Origin of the sequence: Desulfomicrobium escambiense DSM 10707 (genome assembly GCF_000428825.1) — a bacterium.
In the GTDB taxonomy this organism is placed as follows: domain Bacteria; phylum Desulfobacterota; class Desulfovibrionia; order Desulfovibrionales; family Desulfomicrobiaceae; genus Desulfomicrobium; species Desulfomicrobium escambiense.
Genome location: NZ_AUAR01000016.1, coordinates 46909 through 69787 on the forward strand (window position 1 = coordinate 46909; position 22879 = coordinate 69787).

18 protein-coding genes are annotated in these 22879 nt (G+C 66.4%); 11 read left to right on the top strand and 7 right to left on the bottom strand.

Going from position 1 to position 22879, the window contains the following annotated elements; genetic code table 11:
* From G394_RS19175 to G394_RS0113055, 5 genes are all read right to left on the bottom strand, one after another.
* Positions 1 to 1188 carry an efflux RND transporter periplasmic adaptor subunit gene (locus G394_RS19175; protein ID WP_043775881.1) on the bottom strand — a complete coding sequence of 396 codons (1188 nt, stop codon included), beginning with the start codon at positions 1186 to 1188 and terminating at the stop codon, positions 1 to 3.
* The gene (locus G394_RS0113040; RefSeq protein WP_028578028.1) at positions 1185 to 2576 is read right to left on the bottom strand and encodes an efflux transporter outer membrane subunit; all 1392 of its coding nucleotides are present in this window, start codon (positions 2574 to 2576) and stop codon (positions 1185 to 1187) included. Before G394_RS0113040 ends, G394_RS19175 begins: the two co-directional genes overlap by 4 nt.
* A 102-nt stretch (positions 2577 to 2678) precedes the next feature.
* Positions 2679 to 3074, bottom strand: coding sequence for a bacteriohemerythrin (locus G394_RS0113045; protein ID WP_028578029.1), 396 nt, complete (start codon positions 3072 to 3074; stop codon positions 2679 to 2681).
* A gap of 135 nt (positions 3075 to 3209) precedes the next feature.
* Positions 3210 to 4283, bottom strand: a complete 1074-nt coding sequence (gene buk / locus G394_RS0113050) for a butyrate kinase (protein ID WP_028578030.1) — start codon at positions 4281 to 4283, stop codon at positions 3210 to 3212.
* Complete coding sequence (locus G394_RS0113055) at positions 4280 to 5200, bottom strand: bifunctional enoyl-CoA hydratase/phosphate acetyltransferase (protein ID WP_028578031.1); 921 nt, start codon at positions 5198 to 5200, stop codon at positions 4280 to 4282. Before G394_RS0113055 ends, buk begins: the two co-directional genes overlap by 4 nt.
* A gap of 149 nt (positions 5201 to 5349) precedes the next feature.
* Between G394_RS0113055 and G394_RS0113060 the strand changes: the two genes are divergently transcribed.
* The 6 genes from G394_RS0113060 (at position 5350) to G394_RS0113085 (ending at position 10651) form a co-directional block, all read left to right on the top strand.
* Entirely contained in the window at positions 5350 to 6711 is a 1362-nt protein-coding gene (locus G394_RS0113060) for an MFS transporter (RefSeq protein WP_028578032.1), read from the top strand.
* 87 nt (positions 6712 to 6798) lie between these two features.
* Positions 6799 to 7065 carry a hypothetical protein gene (locus tag G394_RS0113065; protein WP_043775882.1) on the top strand — a complete coding sequence of 89 codons (267 nt, stop codon included), beginning with the start codon at positions 6799 to 6801 and terminating at the stop codon, positions 7063 to 7065.
* A gap of 192 nt (positions 7066 to 7257) precedes the next feature.
* Positions 7258 to 8244, top strand: coding sequence for a tungstate ABC transporter substrate-binding protein WtpA (wtpA, locus tag G394_RS0113070; RefSeq protein ID WP_043775884.1), 987 nt, complete (start codon positions 7258 to 7260; stop codon positions 8242 to 8244).
* 90 nt (positions 8245 to 8334) lie between these two features.
* Positions 8335 to 9075 carry an ABC transporter permease gene (locus G394_RS0113075; protein WP_245578338.1) on the top strand — a complete coding sequence of 247 codons (741 nt, stop codon included), beginning with the start codon at positions 8335 to 8337 and terminating at the stop codon, positions 9073 to 9075.
* On the top strand, positions 9072 to 10115 hold the full coding sequence (locus G394_RS0113080; protein ID WP_051307183.1) for an ABC transporter ATP-binding protein: 1044 nt from the start codon (positions 9072 to 9074) through the stop codon (positions 10113 to 10115). The genes G394_RS0113075 and G394_RS0113080 overlap by 4 nt, the downstream gene beginning before the upstream one ends.
* Before the next feature lie 83 nt (positions 10116 to 10198).
* Positions 10199 to 10651 (top strand): PaaI family thioesterase, encoded by a 453-nt coding sequence (locus G394_RS0113085; protein ID WP_028578037.1) that lies wholly within the window; start codon positions 10199 to 10201, stop codon positions 10649 to 10651.
* A 46-nt stretch (positions 10652 to 10697) separates the two neighbouring features.
* Here the strand turns inward: G394_RS0113085 and G394_RS20325 are convergent, their stop codons facing one another.
* Positions 10698 to 13550 carry a PAS domain S-box protein gene (locus G394_RS20325; RefSeq protein ID WP_051307184.1) on the bottom strand — a complete coding sequence of 951 codons (2853 nt, stop codon included), beginning with the start codon at positions 13548 to 13550 and terminating at the stop codon, positions 10698 to 10700.
* Positions 13551 to 13671: 121 nt separating this feature from the next.
* Positions 13672 to 15072 (bottom strand): sigma-54-dependent transcriptional regulator, encoded by a 1401-nt coding sequence (locus tag G394_RS0113095; protein WP_028578038.1) that lies wholly within the window; start codon positions 15070 to 15072, stop codon positions 13672 to 13674.
* A gap of 454 nt (positions 15073 to 15526) precedes the next feature.
* Between G394_RS0113095 and G394_RS0113100 the strand changes: the two genes are divergently transcribed.
* The 5 genes from G394_RS0113100 to G394_RS0113120 are packed head-to-tail and all read left to right on the top strand — an operon-like array spanning position 15527 to position 22871.
* Positions 15527 to 15796 (top strand): transposase, encoded by a 270-nt coding sequence (locus tag G394_RS0113100; protein WP_028578039.1) that lies wholly within the window; start codon positions 15527 to 15529, stop codon positions 15794 to 15796.
* 21 nt (positions 15797 to 15817) lie between these two features.
* Positions 15818 to 17827 carry a CoB--CoM heterodisulfide reductase iron-sulfur subunit A family protein gene (locus tag G394_RS19185; protein WP_043775887.1) on the top strand — a complete coding sequence of 670 codons (2010 nt, stop codon included), beginning with the start codon at positions 15818 to 15820 and terminating at the stop codon, positions 17825 to 17827.
* Positions 17828 to 17837: 10 nt separating this feature from the next.
* Positions 17838 to 18263, top strand: a complete 426-nt coding sequence (locus G394_RS0113110) for a hydrogenase iron-sulfur subunit (protein ID WP_028578040.1) — start codon at positions 17838 to 17840, stop codon at positions 18261 to 18263.
* Between the two features lie 20 nt (positions 18264 to 18283).
* Positions 18284 to 19426 (top strand): 4Fe-4S dicluster domain-containing protein, encoded by a 1143-nt coding sequence (locus tag G394_RS0113115; protein ID WP_028578041.1) that lies wholly within the window; start codon positions 18284 to 18286, stop codon positions 19424 to 19426.
* A 16-nt stretch (positions 19427 to 19442) separates the two neighbouring features.
* Entirely contained in the window at positions 19443 to 22871 is a 3429-nt protein-coding gene (locus G394_RS0113120) for a 4Fe-4S binding protein (RefSeq protein WP_028578042.1), read from the top strand.
* Positions 22872 to 22879 lie beyond the last annotated feature (8 nt).

Consider the following 22879-nt stretch of genomic DNA (forward strand, 5'->3'; position numbering starts at 1 on the left):
TCAGTTTCCCGCGTCCCGGGCCAGGGTCAGGGGCATGTCCTGGATGGGCGTGGCCAGTTCGCTGGTCACGATGACGTCGCCCGCCGCAAGTCCGCTTGCCACCAGCACGGTTTCGGTGTCGCGCCAGGCCACGGCCACGGGCCGGATGTCCAGGGTGCCGTTCTGCACGGCCCAGACCGTGTCGTTTTCGCGCAGGGCGGAGCGCGGCAGGCGCACGACCTGATCGAGGTGTTTGCCTTCGATGTCCAGCCGGACGTACTCGCCCAGCAGGATGGGCGCGGGCGATGTCTCCAGGGGGCGCGGCAGGCTGACCAGCACGCGGGCCAGGCGGCCCTGGTCCTCCAGGTCGCCGCGCAGGCGCAGGATGCGCCCTTCGCGCTGGGCGCCGCTGGCCTGGGAGCGGACCAGCACGGAGGAACCGGGCCTGCCCTTTTCCGGCAGGAAAACCCAGGGCAGACGGTCCATGGGCAGCGTCGTCTCGACCCAGTACTCGCTTGCGTCGACCAGGGTGGCCAGGGTGTCGGTCGGTCCGATCCGGAATCCGATCTCCACCTGCTTGTCGAGCACCAGGGCCGTGAACGGCGCGGTCACGGTCGTGCGCTTCAGGTCGAGCCTGGCCTGGTCCAGCGCCGTTTCGGCCTGCAGGACCTTGGCCCTGGCCTGGGCCAGTTGCGGTTTGCGCAGGGCCAGGTTCGGGTCTTCTAGGGCTTTGCCGGATTTCTGCAGCAATTCGAGTTCGTGCCGTGCGACCTGCTGGTACCCGAGTTCGAGGTCCAGGGCCGCCCGGGCGCTGTCCAGGTCGGCCTGCCGGGCGCTCACGGCCAGGCGGAAGTCCTCGGCCTCCAGACGCAGGAGCGGCGCTCCGGCCTTCACGGTGGTGCCGGGCAGGAAATCCGGGGATACCTCCCGCACCACGCCGGACACTTCGGGCCGGATGAGCGTCCGGCGCGACGGGACCACGGTCCCCATGGCGCGGACCACGACCGTTTCCGGCCCGGCCTTGGCGGTCATGACCTCGACCAGGGGCGCGATGACCGCTGGCGGACGCTGGGGCGGCTTGGGTCGGGTCTGGATGAAGCGTACGGCGGTGAAGACTCCGGCGCCGATGACGAGAATGGCCAGGAGAACGATGACGATTCTGACCTTGGAAGGCAGGGGCCTTGAGCTGTCGCACTCGGGGATGATCATGACGCGTCCGGTTCCGTGGTTGCTGGCTGGTCGGGGAAGGCCTGCCGCCAGCCTCTGCCCAGGGCCCGGCACAGGCCGGTCTGGAAGTTCAGCAGGGAGGCCTTGGCCTGGATTCTGGTGCGTTCGAGGCCTTGGACCTTGAGCAGCAGGGAAAGCACGGTGTCGTATTCGAGAACACCGTTGCCGTAGCGGACTCTGGCGCTCTGCAGGGCCGAGCGCGCGGCCTCGAGCTGGCGGTCCAGGGCGTCGACGAGGCCGGACTGCTTGAGCACGTCGCTCACGCCCGTATCCACCTCGGACAGGGCCGTGAAGACGGCCTTCTCGTATGCGGCCAGCCGTTCGTCCCGTATGGCCTTCTGGCGTTCGACCTCGGCCGCGCGGCTGCCCCCGTCGAAGATGGGCGCCGTCAGGGACGCGGCCAGGTTGGCGAGCCAGTTGTCGAAAATGCGCCCCACGTCGTCCCCGTTCTGCTCGAAGCGGCCGGACAGGCGCAGGGCCGGCATGCGGTCGGCCCTGGCCGCCGCCACGTCCCAGCCCGCTTCCATGAGCCGCCGCCAGGAGGCGCGGATGTCGGGCCGATCCTGCAGCAGGTCGGAGGGCAGGCCCGTGTCGGGCAGGGGCAGGGGTTGCGGGAGGCGGGTGGAGGCGGAAAGGTCGAGGCTCCCCGGGGCCTTGCCCAGGAGCAGGTGCAGCCTGTTCTCCAGGCGCGCCGCCTCGGCTTGCACGGCGATGATGCGCGTGGTGTTCTCGGCCACGGCCTCGCGCTGCTGCAGCACGTCCAGGGCCGAAGCCAGGGAATTGGCGAAACGCAGGCTCAGGGCGGACTCGATGTCCGCGTTGGTGCGCTGCTGGGCTTCGAGGATGGCCAGTTGCTCGCGGGCCGAGCACAGGCCCACCCAGGCCTCGGCGATCTCGCCGCTCAGGGACAGGACCGCGGTGCGGAGGTCCTCAAGGCTGGCTTCGGCCGCAAGACTGTCGGCGCTGCGCAGGGAGCGCACCCGCCCCCAGAGGTCCAGCTCGAAGCTCGCGGCCAGGCCTAATCCGTAGGCGTCGGCTTCGACCACGTTCCGTTGCCTGATTTTGGACCAGTTGCGGGCCGCATCGCCGTCGGCGGTCACGGACGGCCACAGCGCGGCCCCCGTTCTGGCCGCGGCGGCCCTGGCCTGGTCCAGCCTGGCCAGGGCCGTGCGCAGGTCCGGGGCCGAGTGGAAGGCCTCGTCCATGAGGGCGTCGAGTTCCGGGCTGCCGAGTTCCCTCCACCACGCTTCGGGCGTGGCACGGTCTCCGGCCTCCACGCGGTAGGCCTGCGGCAGGGCGGGCTGGGGAGCCGGGTCAGGGGTGAAGGCGCGGCAGCCGGCCAGAAGAAGGAGAAGAAACAGCAGTCTCATGGGGCATGCTCCGGATGGGAGGGGCAGTCCTCGGGGAAGCCGCATCCGGGGCTGGGTCCGGAGCGGGCTGGTGGCTGATGGTTCATCGGGACGAAAGGGGCGCTACGCCTGCAACTGCTCCGAAAACCGTTTGTCGACGACGAGGATGTGGTTGGTCAGCCAGCCGCGCAGGAAATGGAGCATGTCCCAGGCCAGCCCCTCGGACGCCAGGATGACGTCGAGGTCGAAGAGCAGGATCTGGTCCACGAACATGGCGTGCTCGTCGCGGTGCTCGGCCAGTCCGGCATAGCCCGACTCCTCCATGATCTTCTCTTCGGTCCGGAAATGGTACTGCGCGTACTCCTTGAGCTGCTCGACGATGCCCTTGAGGGTGTTCTTGTCGGCGTGGCCGATGGCGTCGACAAGGGAATTGATGATTTCGACCAGTCTCAGGTGCTGGGCGTCCACCTCGCTGATGCCGGTTTCGAAGGATGAGTCCCACGTGATCTTCGCAGTCATGTCGTGCTCCTGGATGGGCGGGGAGTATTCGAGAAGAATTCCTAACGCAGAACGGTCTTGGGGGAAAGGGGGAAATATCGAAAAGGGCGCAAAAGGAACGCTGCCTGTTGCCGTGCCCAGCGCGCCCGACCCGGCTCAGGCCGGATAGGTCCGGATCGTCCCGGGATCGTCCAGAGCGCGCAGGGCGGCCCGAGTCAGGGCGCCCATCTCGTCCTCGCCGGCATGGACCATGATCTTGGCCAGAAAGGATACCCTGCGGGAGACGGTGTCGACCAGATCCCCGTCATGCGCCAGGCCGCCCGTGAGGATGACCGCGTCGATGCGGCCTTCGAGCACGGCGGCCATGGCTCCGATCTCCTTGGCCACCTGGTAGGCCATGGCTTCACGCACTTCGCGGGCCCTCTCGTCGCCGGCCGTCACGCGCCGGTCGATCTCCAGGCCGTCGGCCGTACCCAGGTAGGCCAGGAAACCGCCCCGGCCGGTGATCCGGCGCCGTATTTCGGCCTCGTCCGCGCCTGGCGCGAAGCACCAGTCCACCAGGGACCCGGCGGGCAGGCCGCCGCTGCGCTCGGGCGAGAAGGGACCGTCGCCGTCCAGGGCGTTGTTGACGTCGACCACGCGCCCGCGGTCGTGGGCGCCCACGGACACGCCTCCGCCCATGTGGGCCACGATCAGGCGCAGATCCTCGTAGGGGCGCCCCAGTTCGGCGGCCGCCACCCTGGACACGGCCTTGTGGTTCAGGGCGTGAAAGATGCTGCGCCGGGAAATGTCCGGATGCCCGGAATAGCGGGCCAGGGGGCCCAACTCGTCCACGACCACCGGGTCGGCGATGAGGGCGGGAATGCCGGCCTCGTCCGCCAGGTCGCGAGCCAGGATGGCTCCGAGGTTGGAGGCATGGGTGCCGAAGCGGCATGAACGCAGGTCGTCCAGCATGGCCTCGTTCACGGCGTAGGTGCCGCCGGGGATGGGCCGCATGAGCCCGCCGCGGCCGATGACGGCCGCCAGGTCGGTGACGGCGAGGCCGTGCCGGTGCAGGGCGGCAAGGATGAGTTCCCGCCTGTACCCTTCCTGGTCCATGATGTGGCCGAAGCCGGCAAGCTCCGTGGCGTCGTGGCGAATGGTCTCGACGAAGACGGGTTCATCGCCGGCGAAGACCGCGATCTTGGTCGAGGTGGAGCCGGGGTTTATGGCCAGGATGTGCGGCGTCACGCGATGCCCTCCGCTTTCGCCGCGGCCATGAGCACGCCCAGCGCTACGGCGTTGATCTTGGTTTCGTGGGAGTCGGCCCGGGAGTTGAGGAGCACCGGGGCCTTGGTGCCCATGACCACCCCGGCCGAGCGGGCGTGGGCGAAGTACATGAGGCTCTTGTAGAAGATGTTGCCGGCGGCCAGGTCCGGAGCCAGGAGGATGTCGGCCTTTCCGGCCAGGGGGTCATCCATGCCCTTGTGGCGGGCGGCGCGCTCGCTGATGGCGTTGTCCAGGGCGTAGGGGCCGCCCACGCGGCAGCCGGGCAGGCGGCCGTCGCGGTTCATCTCGACCAGGGCCGCCGCGTCCACGGTGGCGGGCATCTTCGGGTTGACCTTCTCGGACTCGCACAGCACGCCGACCACGGGGTCCGGGTTGCCCAGGGCGCGGGCCACCTTCACGGCGTTGAGCACGATCTGGCGCTTGGTCTCGAGGTCGGGCTTGATGATCATGGCCGCGTCGGTCAGGAGGTAGAGCTTGTCGAAGCCGGGCACGTCCATGACAACGGTATGGCTGACGGTGCTCCCGTTGCGCAGCCCCGCGTCGCGGTCCAGCACGGCCCTGAAGAGGACGGAGGAGTCCACGAACCCCTTGAGCAGGATTTGGGCCCGCCCGGAGGCCACGACCTGAACCGTGGCCGACGCACCGGCGGCCTCGCCGCGGGCGTCCACGAGTTCGAAACTGGAAAGGTCGAGGCCCATCCCGTCGGCCAGGGTGCGGATCTTGTCGGTCTCCCCGACCAGGATGAACCGGGCCAGCCCCAGGGCGTAGGCCTCGGCCACGGCCTTCAGGGCCTCGGTGTCGTGGGCGCAGGCCACGGCCACGGTCTGGACGGGCAGGGTCAGGGCCTTTTCGCGGATCTGTTGCATCGATGTGAGCATCTCGCCTCCTTGCGAGCCTTGCCGATAGATCATCGATTAGATGAAAACAAGGGGCTGACGCAACCGATTTTGCGCCGGCTGCGCATTCGGTTGCCGGGCTTGCCCCGCGGGCGGGGGAAGGCTAACCAGACCCGACATTCGGAGGAAACATGCAGAACCGAACCGCCGCCCTGGTCGCCGGGTCCATGGCCAGCTTTCTCGTCCCGTTCATGATGTCCGCGGTGGGCATCACCCTGCCCGTGGTGCAGACCGAGCTTCAGGCCACGGCCGTGGAGCTGAGCTGGGTGGCCGGCAGCTACATCCTGGCCCTGGCCGCCATACTGCTGCCGGTGGGGCGCCTGGCCGACATCTGGGGGCGCAGGCGGACCTTCGTCTGGGGCACGGCGGCCTTCGTCGTGTTTTCCGTATGCGCCTCCCTGGCCTGGTCCGTGGCCAGCCTCGTCGTGCTGCGCATCGTGCAGGGCGTGGGCGCGGCCATGATCCTGTCCACGGGCGTGGCCATCGTGACGGACATCTACCCGAAGAACGAGCGCGGCAAGGTCATGGGCGTGCTGGTGGCCTGCGTCTATCTCGGCCTGTCCGTGGGGCCGCTGGTGGGGGGGCTGATGACCGACCTCGCGGGATGGCGCAGCGTCTTTTTCCTGAGCCTGCCCCCGGGTCTGGCCTGCTGGCTGCTGGCCATGCGCATCGAGGGCGAGTGGCGGCCGGCGGAAGGGGAGCGTTTCGACGCCCTCGGGAGTCTCTACTACGCGCTCTTCGTGGTCTGCTTCGTCAACGGCCTGACGGGTCTGGCCAGGCCCGTCCAGGGGCTCCCCCTGCTCGCGGGCGCGGCGTCCCTGGGCCTGTTGTTTGTGCTGCGCTCCAAGCGCGCCGTTCACCCCCTGCTGGAGCTGTCCCTGTTCACGTCCAACCGCGTGTTTCTGCTGACAAGCCTGGCGACCCTCGTCAACTATGCCGGCACCTTCGCCGTGGGCTTCCTGCTGAGCCTCTACCTGCAGGTGGTCAAGGGCTTCTCGCCCATGAACGCCGGGTTTCTGCTCGTGGTCCAGCCCGTGGTGCAGAGCCTGCTGTCCCCTCTGGCGGGGACCCTTTCGGACAGGTTCAACGCGGCGGGCATGGCCAGCCTGGGCATGGCGCTGTGCGCCCTGGGACTTCTGTGCATGGTCGGCGTGGGCGCCGGCACCTCCCTGTGGGCCATCGGGGCGATTCTGGCGCTTCTCGGGCTGGGCTTCGCGCTCTTCGCCTCGCCCAACATGAGCGTGATCATGGGCAGCGTCGAGCCCCGGCATTACAGCATCGCCTCCAGCCTGGTGGCGACCATGCGCACTTTCGGCATGTCCCTGTCCATGGGCATCGCCACGGTGGTCTTCGGCTTCCTGCTGCACGGGCGGCAGGTCAGCCCCGAGACCGTCCCGCAGTTTTTGGTCAGTATGCACATCATCTTCGCCGTGTGCGCGGCGCTGTGCGTCATCGGCGTGTTCTGCTCCCTGGGCCGGGTCCGCAAGGGCTGATGCCTTCGAAGCGCCTGGCGTTTGCCTTCGGTGACCGTCCCGGTGTACAAGGGGGCAGAGTTGGAAACCACAACCGGAGGAATCGAGATGCGCAGAAGCAACCTGTCGTTGGCGACCGCCATCGCCGTGTGCCTGGTGTCCGTGTGGGCCTTTGCCGTCGACGGCGAGGCCCTGGTGCAGCAAACCTGTACGAAATGCCATGACCTGACCCGCGTGCGTGCGGCCTTCGGGGTCAAGGACCAGGCCGCGTGGTCGACCACTGTGGTCAGGATGCTCGCCAAGCCGAACGCCCCGGCCGTGGGCGCCGAGGAGCAGGCGGCCATCATCGGCTGGCTTTCGGCGCAGAAAAAATGAGCCGGAAAGGGCAACGAGCTGGGAAACCGGGCGTGAATGCAGCATCGGACAAGTACCGGCGCTGCATTTTTTTACGTCTGCGCGCATGGTGTTGCGAACCCGACCTGTTTGGGCGGAATTTGCTGTCATCGTTGACATATTCGCTTTTCGAGGCATAATTCCAGGGTCATTTCATAACCCTGGAGGTAACTCATGAACAGCGTGACGTGTGTCTGGTCGATCAAAGCCCTGATGGCGGCCCTCTTCGTTTTCATTCTGGCCGGTCCGGTCTGCGCCGAACCCTCGGGCAAGCTGGTCATTTTTCATGCCGGCAGCCTGGCCGTGCCTTTCGGGGACATGGAAAAGGCCTTCGAGGCCAAGTACCCCAAGGTCGACATCCAGCGCGAGTCCGGCGGAAGCACCAAGCTGGCCCGCATGATCACGGAACTCGGCAAGCCTGCTGACATCATGGCTTCGGCCGACTACTTGGTCATCGACGAAATGCTCGTGCCCGGGTTCGCCGGCTGGAACGCCCGTTTCGCCACCAACCAGATCGTCCTGTGCTACACGCCCCAGAGCAAATACGCCGCCGAGATCAACGACAAGAACTGGACGGAGATCCTGCAGCGTCCCGACGTGGTTTGGGGGCATTCTGACCCCAACTTGGACCCGTGCGGATACCGCAGCCTCATGACCGTCCAGCTGGCCGAGAAGTTCTCGGGCCAGGCCGGCCTCTATGACAAGATTCTGGCCAACAGGCCGGAAAAGAATGTGCGGCCCAAATCCGTTGAGCTCATCTCCATGCTCGAATCCGGAAACATGGACTACGCCTTCGAGTACATGTCCGTAGCGGTGCAGCACGGGCTCAAGTTCGTGGCCTTCGACGACCACATCAACCTGGGCAACTACGCCATGGACCCGTTCTACGCCACGGCCGTGGTCAAGGTCACGGGCAAGGAGCCCGGCACGTTCATGGAAATGAAGGGCAGCTCAATCACCTACGGCGTGACCATGCTCAAGAATGCGCCCAATCCCGAGGCGGCCGAGGCCTTTCTGGCCTATCTGCTGGATGAGAACGGGGGCCTGAAGATTCTCAAGGATCAGGGCCAGCCTCCCATCATGCCGGCCAGCGTCGCTACCCAGGACATGCATACAGCGCTTCCGCAGGGCCTCAAGACTTTGGTCAAGGTCTCGAAATAAATGCTCCTTTCCTTTGCTGGCGTGCGCCGGGAAGGCCTCCCAGGAGGCCTTCCCGGACGTGTTTTTCAGGCCTGGCTGGCGCTGTCCTGCGTGCTGGTTCTGCTTTTCATCGTCGTGCCCCTGGCCCGGACCGTGGTTTCGCCGGATGCGGAGCGCATGTGGGCCACCCTGCGCGATCCGGATGTGCTGCGTTCCGTGGGCCTGTCCATGGGCGCATCGGCCATGGCCGCCGTCCTGTCGCTGTTCTTCGGCACCCCCCTGGCTTATGTCCTGGCCAGACGGGAGTTTCCCGGCAAGAAGGTCGTGGAGAGTCTCATCGACCTGCCCATCATGATCCCGCATCCGGTCATCGGCATCGCTTTCCTGACCCTGGCCGGCCGCAACAACTGGTTCGGGCGGATGCTCGGTGGGATGGGCGTGGAGATCATGGGCACGGTCACTGGCATCACCATGGTCCTCTTTTTCGTGGGGCTGCCGTTCTACATCAACACGGTCAAGGCCGGATTCGAGAGCGTGCCCGTGCGCCTGGAGCGCGTCTCCCGCTCCCTTGGCGCGGGACCCGGCGAAACGTTCTTCCGCGTCACGCTGCCCATGTGCCGCCGATCCGTGCTGGTGGGCATGATCATGTGCATGGCCCGGGCGCTGAGCGAGTTCGGGGCCGTGGTCATCGTGGCCTACCATCCCATGATCGCGCCGGTGCTCATGTTCGAGCGCTTCACCGCCTACGGCCTGAAGTACTCGCAGCCCGTGGCGGTCATCCTCATTCTGGTCAGCCTCGTTTTCTTCGTGCTGTTGCGTTTGCTGTCGCGCGGCCCCGGGGGGCGGGCATGATCCGCATTTCAGGCCTGTGTCTGCGCCTGGCTGGTTTCAGCCTCAAGGACGTGACCTTCGGGGTCGGCGCGGGGGAATTTTTCGCCCTCATGGGTCCCACGGGATCGGGCAAGACCTTGGTGCTGGAGTCCGTGGCAGGGCTTGCGGAGTATCAGTCCGGCAGCATCCATGTGGCGGGGCAGGACGTCAGTCTCCTTCCCCCCGAGCGGCGCAGGGTCAGTCTGGTGTACCAGGACCATTCGCTTTTCCCGCACATGACGGTGCTCGAGAACGTGACTTATGGGCAGCGCTATCACGGCATCCCCGCCGCGGAAGGCCGGGTCGAGGCTCTGGACCTTCTGGAGCGTCTGGGCCTGTCCAGGCTGGCCTCGCGTTCTCCGGCGCACCTGAGCGGCGGGGAGAGGCAGCGCGTGGCCCTGGCCCGGGCCCTGGCCTGCCGGCCCGATGTGGTGCTGCTGGACGAGCCCCTGTCTTCCCTGGACCCGCAGTTCCGCGACGGCCTGCGGTCCGAGCTCAAGGCGCTGCACCGCCGGTCGGGACTGACCTTTCTGATGGTCACGCACGACTTTGTGGACGCCCTGACCTTGGCCGACCGGGCCGCGGTCATCCGCGACGGGCGTCTGGAACAGGTCGGGACCGTCGGCGAAGTCTTCCGTAAGCCGGCCACATCCTTCGTGGCCTCCTTCGTGGGCATGCGCAACATATTCCCCCTGGATGTCGACGGCGTCTGCCGCCTTGGCGGGGAAACGTCTTTCGCGGTATGCGGCGCAGGCCTCACGGGCAGCGTGGCCTTGCGGCCCGAGGATGTCTTCGTGTCCCCGGGCGGGACGTTCCCAGCGGACTGGGTCAGCCTGCAGGGCAGCCTCGCGGCCGTTCGCCACGAGGGATTTTCCTGGTTCGCCGAGGTGTCCTGCGGTCAGGCCCGTTTCACCGCCGCCCTGGACCGGCAGTTCCTGGCCGACGGCCCTCCGGAACTGGGGACCCCGGTCAGCCTGGGCTTCGCCCCGGACCGTCTGCATGTGATCCCGGAAGAGTCCTGAGACGCGCTTGCAGACTGCCTCCCTGAGCGCCTATATGACCGGGACCGCCACTTCCCCCATATCTTTCCCCAAGGAGGCCTTCCATGTCCGGCACCCCTATCCAGCACCAGTACCCCGACGATCTCAGCCACTGTTACGGCTGCGGCAAAAACAACGAGCACGGCCTGCATATCGAGTCCCGCTGGGACGGTGAGCAGGGGATCGCGCGCTTCACGCCCCGGCCCGAGCACATCGCCCTGCCTGGCTACGTCTACGGCGGGCTCCTGGCCTCGCTGGTGGACTGTCACGGAGTGGCCACGGCGGCCGCGGCCGCGGCCGGAGACGGCGAGGGACCGCAACGCTACGTCACGGCCTCGCTTCATGTGGATTTTCTGCGGCCCACGCCCTTGGGCCCGGAACTGACGCTGCTGGCCCGGTTCGTCGAGCGGCGGGGCAGGAAGGTCGTCGTGGAGGTGGAGATTCTGGCCCTGGACGAGCTGCGCGCCAGGGGACAGGTGGTCGCCGCGCCCATGCCCAGCACCATGGCCCCGGAGTGATGTCCCCTCTGCGGGCTTCAGCCGCGAAGACCCGTGCACGGGGTTTTCAGGTTCGGTGGACGTTTCCCAGAACGCGCGCCATGACCTGGAGTATTCCTTCCATCCGGACGGGTTTGGCCAGATAGTCGTTCATGCCTGCCGCGAGAAAGACCTCCCTGTCGCCGGTCATGGCGTAGGCCGTCATGGCGATAATGGGGATCGAGGCCTTGTTCCCGAGGCTTTCGTCCTGCCGGATGGCTCTGGTCGTCTCGACCCCGTCCATGACGGGCATCTGTATGTCCATGAAGATCAGATCGAAATCCTGCCGGGCCAGATGGTCCAGCACTTCCCGGCCATTGGCGGCCGGCGTCACGCTGTGTCCCATTTTTTCGAGAATCTTCAGGCCCGCCCACAGGTTGACCTCATCGTCCTCGGCCAGAATGATCCGGCAGGCCGGCAGCGGGCATTCCGCCTCCTGTCCGTCCTGCGCCACGGGCATCCTGCCCTGCGGCACGCGCAGCGGAAGGGAGATGCATATGGTCGTGCCTTCGCCGAGGGTCGAATCCAGGGCCAGATCCCCGCGCATCATCCGCACAAGGCGCCGCACGATGGACAGACCGAGGCCCGCGCCCTGGTGTTCACGCACGTAGGACCCGTCGACCTGGACGAACGGCTCGAAGATGTCCCTGATCCGGTTCTCCGGGATGCCCGACCCTGTGTCGTTCACGCACAGCAGGATGCGGCATTCGGAGGCGCTGCGGGGCAGGAGCGGGGATATCTCCACGCTGACCGCGCCCCGTTGCGTGAACTTCATGGCGTTGCCCACGAGGTTGAAGAGGATCTGGCGCAGGCGCGTTTCGTCACCGACGAGACGCCGGGGTACTCCGGGGGCCAGTCGGAAGAGGAGGTCCAGGTTCTTCTTCCGCGCGATGGGCGCGAAGAGTTCGAGCACCGAGCCCTTGAGAGCCTGGACCTCGAAATCCGTCTCCGAGAGCACGAGCTTGCCCGATTCGATGCGCGAAATGTCGAGGATGTCCGAAAGCAGTCGCGTCAGACGGGTCGAGGAGGTTATGGCCGTGCGCACATAATCGCGCTGTTCGGGGTCCAGGTCGGTCGTCTCGATGAGCTGCAGCATGCCCAGGACCCCGTTGAGCGGGGTGCGGATCTCGTGGCTCATGTTGGCCAGGAACTCGCTCTTGGCCTTGCTCGCCGCCTCGCTCTGGGCTGCGAGATCCCGGGCCCTGTCCGTGCTTTCGGCCAGGTCGAGGTTGGCCTGGATCAGTTCTGCCTGAATCCGTTTGCGTTCGGTGATGTCCAGTGCCGTGAAGGTGACCCCGACGGAGAGGTCATTTCTGTCCAGCGGGGTGGACGCCATGAGCACGTCGATGACGTCCCCGTCTTTGCGTTGCCAACGGGTCTCCAGCTCTCCCGTGCCTTTCTCCCGTATCTGCCGGTATTTCTCCCGTCCCACGAAGTCGAAGTCCTCTTGGGAGGGGTAGAGCACGCGCGCGCTCTGGCCCAGTAGCTCCTCCTCACGGTAGCCGGTCATTTCGCAGACCCGTTCGTTGACCCGCGTCAGGACCCTGTTCCTGACCACGCCGATGCCCGTGGGGGCGACGCGGAAGATCGCCTCCAGGTATTCCTCGCTCTGGCGCAGGGCCTCCTCGCTCTTTGCACGGGAGAGGATGTCCCAGGCCATGCCGCCCAGGGTCGAAACCAGTTCGATGTCCCGGTCGTCGTAGTCCTCGTCCTTGTTGCCGACTCCGAAGACGGCCACGATGCGGCTTCCCTGGAAGATGGGAACGACGAGTTCGCGGATCACGGGCGCATGTCCGGGGGGCAGGCCCCTGCGGTGGGGCAGGCTTGCATAGTCGTTGTGGATGACGGCCTTGCGCTGCCGGATGGCGTCGACCCACACGCCAGCCTGCTCGACGGGGTAGTGCAGCCCGTCGCCCGCGGCCGTGCAGAAATGGTGGAGGGTGCTCGCGGACCAGGTCTGAAGGGCCAGGGTCGACTGATCCTTCTCCACAAAGTGAACGAAACCGATCCTGCTGCCGGTCAGGACCTCGGCCTCGTCGACGAAGGCCCCGAGCAGAGCCTTGGTGTCCAGCGTGGCGGACAGTTCGCTCAGTCGAACGCGGGCTTCGAGCAGGGATTGGGATTTCTTGCGGGCCGTGATGTCCATGATGTTGCCCACGACCTTGGACACGCGCCCGTCCTGCCAGACGGGCCGTGCCGTCGTTCGGGTCCAGAGCCGACGCCCGGCGAAGGTCGTGAGGGGGAATTCGAGATCGTAGGGTCGGCCCGTTTCGACGCACGCCTTGAAGGCTGCCGCGATGGCTCCCCTGTCTTCGGGGCGGTAGCACTCGATGCTTCTGCGGATGAGGTCGGGCGTGCCCTGTTCGCGTTCTTCCGGCGGCACGTCGTGGATGTTGAACGTCTCCTCGGTCCAGTACATTCGGTTTCCTGCCGCGTCCCACTCCCACCCTCCGACATGCGCCAGGGCCTGGCTCTCCCGGAGGATGGCCTCGTTCTTGAGACGCTCCTCCTCAATGCGCCTGCTGCCCGAGACGTCCCTGGCGTAGACCGCCACGAAGGCTGTCCTGCCGGTTGCGTCCGGGACCGGGTGGAGATGGTGTTCGAGGCTTTGGCCGAGGCGTTCGTCACGGAAGACGACAGGTTTTCCCGTGGTCAGGACTTTGTCGACGTGGGTTTTGCGCTGAGTCGCGGCGCGGGTATCGACGAAATCATAGACGTTTCTGCCGATCAGTTCCCCGGCAGGGGTGTGCACCCGCCTGCCCATGGCTGCGTTGGCCGCCAGAATGCGCCCGTCGGGGGACATGAGGAAGATCGCTTCAGGGGATGCGTCGATGAGGGGCTGCAGGGCCGTCGCGAGGGGCATTTCCCACGTGCTGTCCATGGTGCATCCTGTCCGGGGTTGAGAATGCGGCGCGAATTCGGGGTATGCGAGAGCAATTGCATCTTTTGCCCGTGATGACAACCAGGGACGCGCAATTCGACCGCTTCCGCAAGGGCGGTCATCACCGCCCCACGCCCCGTTCCTTGAGCAATGCGTAGAGCCGCGGCCGGGACAGGCCGGACAGCCGGCAGGCGACGGCGATCTGGCCCTTGCTGATGAGCATGAGGTTCTTGAGATACCACGTCTCCAGCTCGGCCAGGTGCTTTTCGCGGTAGGTGCGCAGGTCGGGGAAGTCGTCCGGGCTGGTCATGGGCGGGGTTCTCTCCTCCAGAGGCGGGAGGTCGGCGACCTGCAGCCGGGCGACGCTGGCGCGGATGTTCCGCGACAGGTGCTGGGGGTAGAGGATGGGTTCGCTGCCTGCTCGCAGCACGGCCTGGTCGATGGCGTTGGACAATTCGCGAATGTTGCCCGGCCATGTGTACTGCATGAGGGTGTCCAGGAAATCCGGGGACGAACCCTTGTTGTCGATGCCCTGGCGCTGGCAGGCACGGCGGATGAAGTGGCAGACGAGGTCGTTCATGTCGTCCAGCAGGTCGCGCAGGGGGGAGAGCTCCAGACGGATGCCGCGCAGCCGGTAGTAGAGGTCGCGGCGGAACGTCTCGGAGCGGACCATGGCTTCCAAATCGCGGTTGGTGGCTGCGACCAGCCTGAAATTGCTGGTCACCTCCTGCGCTCCGCCTACGGGCCGGAAGCTGCGGCCTTCGAGCACGCGCAGGAAGACCTTCTGCACCGAAAGGGGCAGTTCGCCGACCTCGTCGAGGAACAAGGTGCCGCCGTCCGCCTGCCTGATCAGGCCCACGGAGCGGCTTTCGGCGCTGGTGAAGGCGCCGCGCTCATGGCCGAAGAGCATGCTCTCCACCAGCGTGTCGGGCAGCGCGGCGCAGTCGACGACGACGAAGGGCTTCCCTGCCCGGCCGCTGTTGGCGTGGATGGCCCGGGCGAAGAGCTCCTTGCCCGTGCCCGTCTCGCCGGTGATGAGCACGCTGACGTCCGAGGCCGCGGCTTCGGCCACGATGTCCAGGCAGGAGTTTAGAAGCCGGCTGTTGCCGATGATGCCCTCCCGGCGCAGGGAGACAGGGGCGCTCTTGGCCGGCCGTTCGCGGTGGTACTCCAGGGCCCGCTCCACGAGGACCATGAGGCGCGGCATGTTGACGGGCTTGGGCATGAAGTTCCACGCGCCGCCGCGGATGGCGGCTTCGGCGGCGTCCGGGTCGCGGCTGCTGGACAGGACGATGATCTCCGGGCGCGACGGAATCTCGCGCAGCGTGGACAGGTACTCCAGGGTGTTCCTGTCCCCGGATTCCTCGCCCAGCAGGACCAGCCGGAAATCACCCACATGGAGCATGGCCAACCCTTTGGAAAGGTTTACGCTGTAGGCGGCGTGCAGGCTCCGTTTGGAGAGTTCGGTCATCAGATCCTGGCCCAGATCCCTGTCCGCGTCGATGATGAGGATGTTGTTCATGGGCTGTTCCTGTCGGTTTGTCTTGCGAGGCGAGACGGTTGTCTCGTCCCGGTTTGCCCTTTCAAGGTGAGGATGACGGATTGCCTGTTGGCGTGGATAGACTTGTAGGACGATATGACTCTCTCATACATGTGTCGTGTGTCTCGTCAAGCAAGACATTTATTTTTCTTCGAGATGAACGATACGCGTCACTCTCCATGTCTTCTCCTGTTTTGAATCAGATATTTCTATCTATCATGGCTTGCTGAAATACTAAAATGAATTTGGCATGTTTTATGACATAGGGACGACGTGAGAGAACAGCGGCGTAGTGGAAAAGAGTTCTTTAACAGACATATATGGTTAAGATGACATAGCAATGGCGTGGGTCAGGAAAGGTGAATGCGTTTTCCTTTCCGGGTGAGCGGTCCGTGACCCCGGGGTCGGCTGGACCCCCTGACGGGAGGAAATGAGGATGAAACGCAAGTGGGACGCAAGGACCAAGGCGCGGATCGTGCTCCAAGGACTCATGGGCGGCTGCGTGAACGAAATCTGCCGCTCCCATGAGCTGCGGCCGGGGTTGTACTACAAGTGGCGCAACCATTTTTTGGATAACTGCCACATCGTGTTCGAGGAGCAGCCGCGTCCGCCGAGCCAGTCGGATCTTGCCGTGGAGAACGAGAAACTCAAGCGGCTGGTGGGCGAGTTGACCCTGGAACTGAACAACGGCGGAAGCCACAGGTGATCGCGGGACAAGGGGGATGACATGGCCAGAAAGATCGGAGTGTACGTCTGTCATTGCGGGTCGAACATCGCGGGCCGGGTCGATTGTCCGGAGGTGGCCCGGTTCGCCGGGGGCCTGAAGAACGTGGCCGTCGCGCGCGACTACCAGTTCATGTGTTCTGACCCCGGGCAGGACATGATCATCCGGGATATCCGCGAGCACGGGCTGGACCGGGTGGTGGTCGCCTCCTGTTCGCCCCGCCTGCATGAAAAGACATTTCAGAAGGCCTGCGCCCGGGCCGGCCTCAACCCCTACCTCATGCAGCACTGCTGCATCCGTGAGCACTGCTCCTGGGTGACCCCCGACAAGGGCGAGGCCACCCTAAAGGCCAAGCACATCGTCGAGGCAGCGGTCCTTCGCGTCGGGCGGCACCAGGAGCTGCACTCCCGCGAGGTCGAGGTCCTGCCCGACGTCATGGTCGTGGGCGCGGGCATTGCCGGCATCCAGGCGGCCCTCGACATCGCCAAGTCCGGGCACCGCGTCATCCTGGTCGAGAAATCACCCTCCATCGGCGGCCACATGGCCCAGTTCGACAAGACCTTCCCGACCCTGGACTGCGCCGCCTGCATCTCCACGCCGAAGATGGTCGCCGTGGCCCAGGAGCCGAACATCGAGCTGCTGACCTGGACCGAGGTCGAGGACGTCTCGGGCTTCGTCGGCAACTACACCGTCACCGTCCGCCGCAAGGCCCGCTACGTCCACGAGGACATCTGCACGGGCTGCGGCGCCTGTCTCGAAAAGTGCCCGACCAAGGTCGTCAGCGAGTTCGAGGAGGGCCTGAGCCACCGCCGGGCCATCTACCGCAATTCACCCCAGGCCGTGCCGAGCACGCCCGTCATCGACCGGGACCACTGCAAGATGCTCACCAAGGGCAAGTGCGGCGCGTGCCAGAAGACCTGCCCCACGGGCGCCATCGACTTCACCATGCAGGACCGCCGGGAGGTCTACCACGTCGGCAGCGTGGTCCTGGCCACGGGCTACGACACCATGGACCCGACCCCCATGCGCGAGTACGGCTTCGGGCGTTTCCCCGAGGTCTACACGGCCCTGCAGTTCGAGCGCCTGAACAACGCCGTGGGCCCCACCGGCGGCAAGATTCTGATGAAGAACGGCGAGTTGCCCAAGAGCGTGGCCATCATCCACTGCGTCGGCAGCCGCGACAGGAACTACCACGAGTACTGCTCCCGGACCTGCTGCATGTACGCCCTCAAATACGACCACCTCATCAAGGATAAGGTCGGGCATGGGTGTGAAGTCTATAACTTCTACATCGACATGCGCTGTTTCGGCAAAGGGTATGAAGAATTCTATCGTCGCGTGCAGGAGGAGGGCGTGACCTTCGTGCGCGGCAGACCGTCGGAGGTGGTCCAGGAGAACGGCCGCCTCGTGGTCGTGGGCGAGGACACCCTGCTCGGCAGCCACGTGCGCGTGCCCGTGGACATGGTGGTGCTGTGCACGGCCATGGAGGCCCGTCCCGACAGCACGGACGTGGCCCGCATCTTCGGCATCGCCCAGGGGCGCGACGGGTTCTTCCTGGAAGAGCACCCCAAGCTTGGCCCCGTGTCCACTGCTTCGGACGGCATCTATCTGGCCGGGACCTGCCAGGGGCCCAAGGACATTCCCGACGCCGTGGCCCACGCGGCAGGCGGCGCGGCCCAGGCCCTGGCCCTGGCCGCGCGCGGGGTGGTGTCCATCTCCCCGACCACTTCGTGGATCAACCCCGACATCTGCGTCGGCTGCAAGGTCTGCATCGGCCTGTGCCCATACTCGGCCATCGAGTTCGACGAGCGGCGGCACATCGCCGTCATCAACGAGGCCATGTGCAAGGGCTGCGGCAGCTGCGCCGGGTACTGCCCGAGCGGGGCGGCCCAGGTGAAGCACTTCCGCCAGACCCAGGTTTTCAACGAAATCGACGGAATGCTCGACCCGCTGCCGGACCTGCTGATGCCGGCCGCGGACGTCTCCGCAACCACGACCCATGCCCCGGCGTGAGGAGGATCGCATGAACCAGGATTTTGAGCCCGCCATTCTGGCCTTTGTCTGCAACTGGTGCACCTACACGGCCGCCGACCTGGCCGGGACCTCGCGCATGAGCCAGCAGCCCAACGTGCGGCTGGTGCGCATGATGTGCACGGGCATGGTCGACCCCAAGTACGTCATCAAGTCGCTGCTCTCGGGGGCCGACGGGGTGCTCATCAGCGGATGCCACCCCGGCGACTGCCACTACCAGAACGGCAACTACAAGGCCCGCCGCAGGGTCAGGCTCTTGAACGAGATCCTGTCCCAGTTCGGCATAGACCGCCGCCGCGTGCGCCTGACCTGGGTCGGGGCCAGCGAGGGGCAGGAGTTCGCCGCCACCGTGAACAATTTCATCAACGACCTTCGGGAACTCGGGCCGCTCGACACGCGCGGACTGGCCGCCCTGTAGCGGGATGAGGAGGACACATCATGGCCACCACGGCAAAGATACAGATTGACGGTCAGGGGCCGGTCGTCGCCCTGCAGGGATTTTTCAGACGCTTGCTGGAGGACGAATCCCTCTCGGGCGTGATGCTGCCGGTCCATCTCTTCAAGCACGGCATGCCCATGCCGACCCTGGTCACCAAGCCCGAGCAGCTCGACCGGGCCGACCCGCTGGCGCCGGCCTTTCCCATGAACAGCGCCAAGCTCGTCTCGCGCCTGACCAGAGGGACGACGGGCGAGCGCATCGCCGTGGTCATGCGGCCGTGCGAGATCAGGGCCTTCATCGAGCTGGTCAAGCTCAACCAGGGCTCCCTGGAGGAGGTCATCCTGATCGGCATGGACTGCCCCGGCGCCTTCGACAACGCCCATTACAAGAGCTTCCTGGGCGAGGCCGACGGACCGGCCGCCACGGTCGAGTTCCACAAGTCCCTCGGCAACGGCGGCCTGCGCGACGGGCTGGAGCTGGCTCCGGCCTGCAAGGTCTGCGAATACCCGTCGCCTCACGGCGCGGACATGGTCATCGGCCTGCACGGCGTCGATCTGGGCCAGACCATCCCGGTCATGGCCACCAGCGCCCGCGGCGAGGCCCTGCTTGGGGCCATGGGGCTGCCCGCGGCAGAGCCCGACGACCGGCGCGAAAAGGCCCTGGCCGCCCTGACCGCGGCCCGCATCCAGGCCCGCGACGCCATGATGGCGCAGGTCAGCGGTCGCACGGCCACGCTCGAACAGCTGGCCGAGTACCTCTCGGGCTGCGTCAACTGCTACAACTGCCGAGTGGCCTGCCCGGTCTGCTACTGCAAGGAGTGCGTCTTCAATACCGACGTCTTCGAGCACAAGCCCTGGCAGTATCTGGGCTGGGCCAAGCGCAAGGGGAGCCTGAAGCTCCCTACGGACACGGTCTTCTACCACCTGACGCGCATGGCGCACATGAGCACTGCCTGCATCGGCTGCGGCCAGTGCTCCAACGCCTGCCCCAACGGGGTGGAGGTGGTGGAGCTCTTCCGCACGGTGGCCGCGCGCACCCAGGCTGGCTTCGACTACCTGCCGGGTCTGAGCCTGGACCAGGCTCCGCCGCTCACGGTGTTCAAGGAAGACGAATTTCAGGACACGGTCTCGCACCTGGCTTGAGCCTGAGGAGGACGCAATGAGGAAGCAATATGGCGCGCTGGTCGTCGGCGCCGGAATAGGCGGAATCCGCGCCGCCCTCGATCTGGCCGTGATGGGGCACAAGGTGGCCCTGATCGACAAGCGGCCCAGCCACGGCGGCATCCTGACCCAGCTGGACTACCAGTTTCCTTCGGACCACTGCGGCATGTGCCGCATGCTGCCGCTCATGAACCGGGACTCGGCCAGCCAGTTCTGCCTGCGCAAGGGGCTCTTCCACGAGAACATCGACCTGATGCTGAATACGGAGCTGGCTTCCCTCGAAGGGGAGCCGGGCAAGTTTTTTGTCACCCTGAACCGGCGCTCGCCCCTCATCAACCCGAACAAGTGCGTGAGCTGCGGCAAGTGCTCCGAAGTCTGCCCGGTCAAGGTCCCGAGCGAGTTCAACGCCGGGCTGACAAAGCGGTCCGCCGTGTACCTGCCCGTGCCCCACGCCATCCCCAACCACTACGTGCTCGACCTGGACAACTGCATCCGCTGCTGGAAGTGCCACGAGGCCTGCCCCACCGGGGCCATCGATCTCAAGCTCGACGAACGCGCGCGCTTCAACATCCTTGTCGCGGACGCGGACGAACAGACGCGGACCCTGATCCGGGAGAGCCTCGACCACCTGCATTTCCCGGTGCTGGAAGCCGCGGGCGGGCAGGAGGCCCTGGACCTGCTCGAAGGCGGGGCCGGCGTGGGTTATCTGCTCGTGGGTCTGAACCTCGAAGGCGTGGACGCCCAGCGCGTCATGGCCCGCGCCCGGGAACTGCGGCCCGGCCTGCCCGTGGCCGTGCTGGCCGAGGAGGGGCAGGAAGAGCAGGCCGCCGACCTGGTCAGGCGCGGTGCCCGCGACACGCTCGTCAAGCCCCTCAAGGTCAAGACCTTCGTGCCCTGGCTGGACAAGCACTACATGCGCATCGTCTCCGACACGACCGAGGACTTGCAGGTCAGCGCCGTGGTGCTGGCCGGCGGATTCGAGTGCTACCACCCGAACATGGACCCGAACGGCGGGCGCGACGTATGGGGCTACGGTCACCCGGCCGTGCTCACGGCCGTGGAGTTCGAGCGCCTCATGAGCGGCACGGGCCCCACGGGCGGCAAACTCCTGCGCCCCGGCGACGGCAAGCCCGTGCGCTCCATCGCCTGGATCCAGTGCGTCGGGTCGCGCGACGTGAAGAAGAACGCCGACTTCTGTTCCTCCGTGTGCTGCATGTTCTCCATGAAGGAGGCCATGCTGGCCAAGAAGGCCACGGGCGGCGAGGTGGAAGCCACCATTTTCTACATGGACATGCGCACCTTCGGCAAAGGCTGGGACGAATACCGGCAGCGCGCCGCGGACAACGGCGTGCGCTTCGTGCGCAGCAGGCCCCATTCGGTTCTTCCTGCCGCAGACGGCGGGGTGGTTTTGGAATGTTTCCATGAGGACGGCACGCGCAGCAGCGAGCCCTTCGACATGGCGGTGCTGGCCGTTGGGGCCAGGCCCCCGGCGGGCATGGACGCTTTCGCCGCCGCCGCCGGCATCGAGCTCAACGACTGGGGCTTCTGCCAAACCCAGCCCTATGCGCCGGAGCGCACCAGCCGCGTCGGCGTGTTCTCGGCCGGGGCCTTCGGCGAGCCCAAGGACATCTCCGAGGCCGTCATGCAGGCCGGCGCCGCGTCCGAGGCGGCGGCGCGCATCATCAAGATCTACGACGTGCTCGGTCCGGCCCCGCCGGCCCCCGAGCCCGACTACCCGGACGTTTCCCGCGAGCCCGTGCGGACCATGGTCGCCGTGTGCACGTCCTGCCCGACATTGGGCAAGAGCGTGGACCTGCAGGCGCTGACGGACACCGTGGCCCGCGTGCACTCGGTGCGCGACGTGGTGCACGTCAGGCAGGCCTGCACCGAGGAGGGCTGGAAGCAGATCCGCGAGGCGGCCGCCTCGGGCCGGCCCAACCGTATCCTGCTCGGGGCCTGCATGCCCTACGCCTACATCCCGCGCCTGCGCGAGTTGGGGCGCACTGTCGGTCTCAATCCGTCCCTGATGGACGTGGTCGACGTGCACACGCCGACCTTCAACGGCCGCGACGCCGTGGACGTGGCGCGCGAGGTCTTCTCGACCCTGTCCATGGCCGTGGCCAAACTGCAGGGCGCCGACCCCACGCCGCCGGCGGTCATGGTCGACGTGAACCGTTCGGCATTGGTGGTCGGCGGCGGCCTGGCCGGCATGACGGCGGCCATGGCCATCGCCGACCAGGGCTACGGGGTCTGCCTGGTGGAGAGCGAGGAGGAGCTCGGCGGCATGGCCATGCACCTGCACACCCAGCTCGACGGAACGGACCCGCGCAAATACATGGAGGACCTGGTGGCCCAGGTCGAGAAGCACCCGCAGATCAAGGTCTTCAAGGACTCCCGCGTGGTCCTCTCGCGGGGCAGCGCCGGACGCTTCCGTTCGGCCATCAGCGGCGACGGCGGGATCTTCCCCCTGGAGCACGGCGTGACCATCCTGGCCACGGGCGGGCACGAGGCCAAGATCTATGAGAGCGGCTTCTGCGTGCACAAGTCGGTCATGACCCACTTCGGCCTGGAGGAGAAGCTGGCCACCGGCGCCCTGGACGTCGGGGGGCTCAAGGCCGTGGCCATGATCCAGTGCTGGCGCTCCCGCGACGGCGGCGAGCGCAACTACTGCAGCCGCATCTGCTGCCCGGAGATGCTCAAGAACGTCCTGACCATGAAGGAGCGCAACCCGGACCTGCCCATCTACGTCTTCTACCGCGACATCATGGCCCAGGGATTCCTGGAGAGCTACTACACCAAGGCGCGTAAGGCGGGGGCGATCTTCGTGCGCTACGACCTGGACAACCCGCCCAAGGTCGCCTTCGCCGACGGCAAGCCCGTCATCACGGCCCTGGACCCGGTCCTCGGGGCGCAGATCCGCGTCGAGGCGGACATCCTGTCCCTGTCGAGCGGGGTGGAGCCCAACGACGTGGAGGATCTGGTGGAGATCTTCGGCGTGGAGCTGGACCGCAACGGCTTCTTCCAGGAGGCCGACAGCAAGTGGCGGCCCGTGGAATCCATGAAGCAGGGCGTCTACCTCTGCGGCCTGGCCCACTCGCCCCGCCGCATGGCCGAGACCGTGGCCTCGGCCAAGGCCGCGGCCCAGCGGGCCATGCGCATCCTGTCCGCCGGCAAGGTGGCCAGGGAGAACGTGGTGGCCACTGTCCGCCCGTCCCTGTGCTCCCTCTGCCAGGCCTGCATCGCGGCCTGCCCCTTCGGGGCGCGCAGCGTGGACCTGGAGAACGAGGTCATCAAGGTCGACGAGATGCTCTGCCAGGGCTGCGGCGCCTGTGCGGCCGTGTGCCCCAACAGCGCCACGGTTCTGACCAGTTTCCATGACGGACCCATGATGGCGGTCATCGACGCCGCCCTGGAACAACTGGCGTAAGCCAAGGG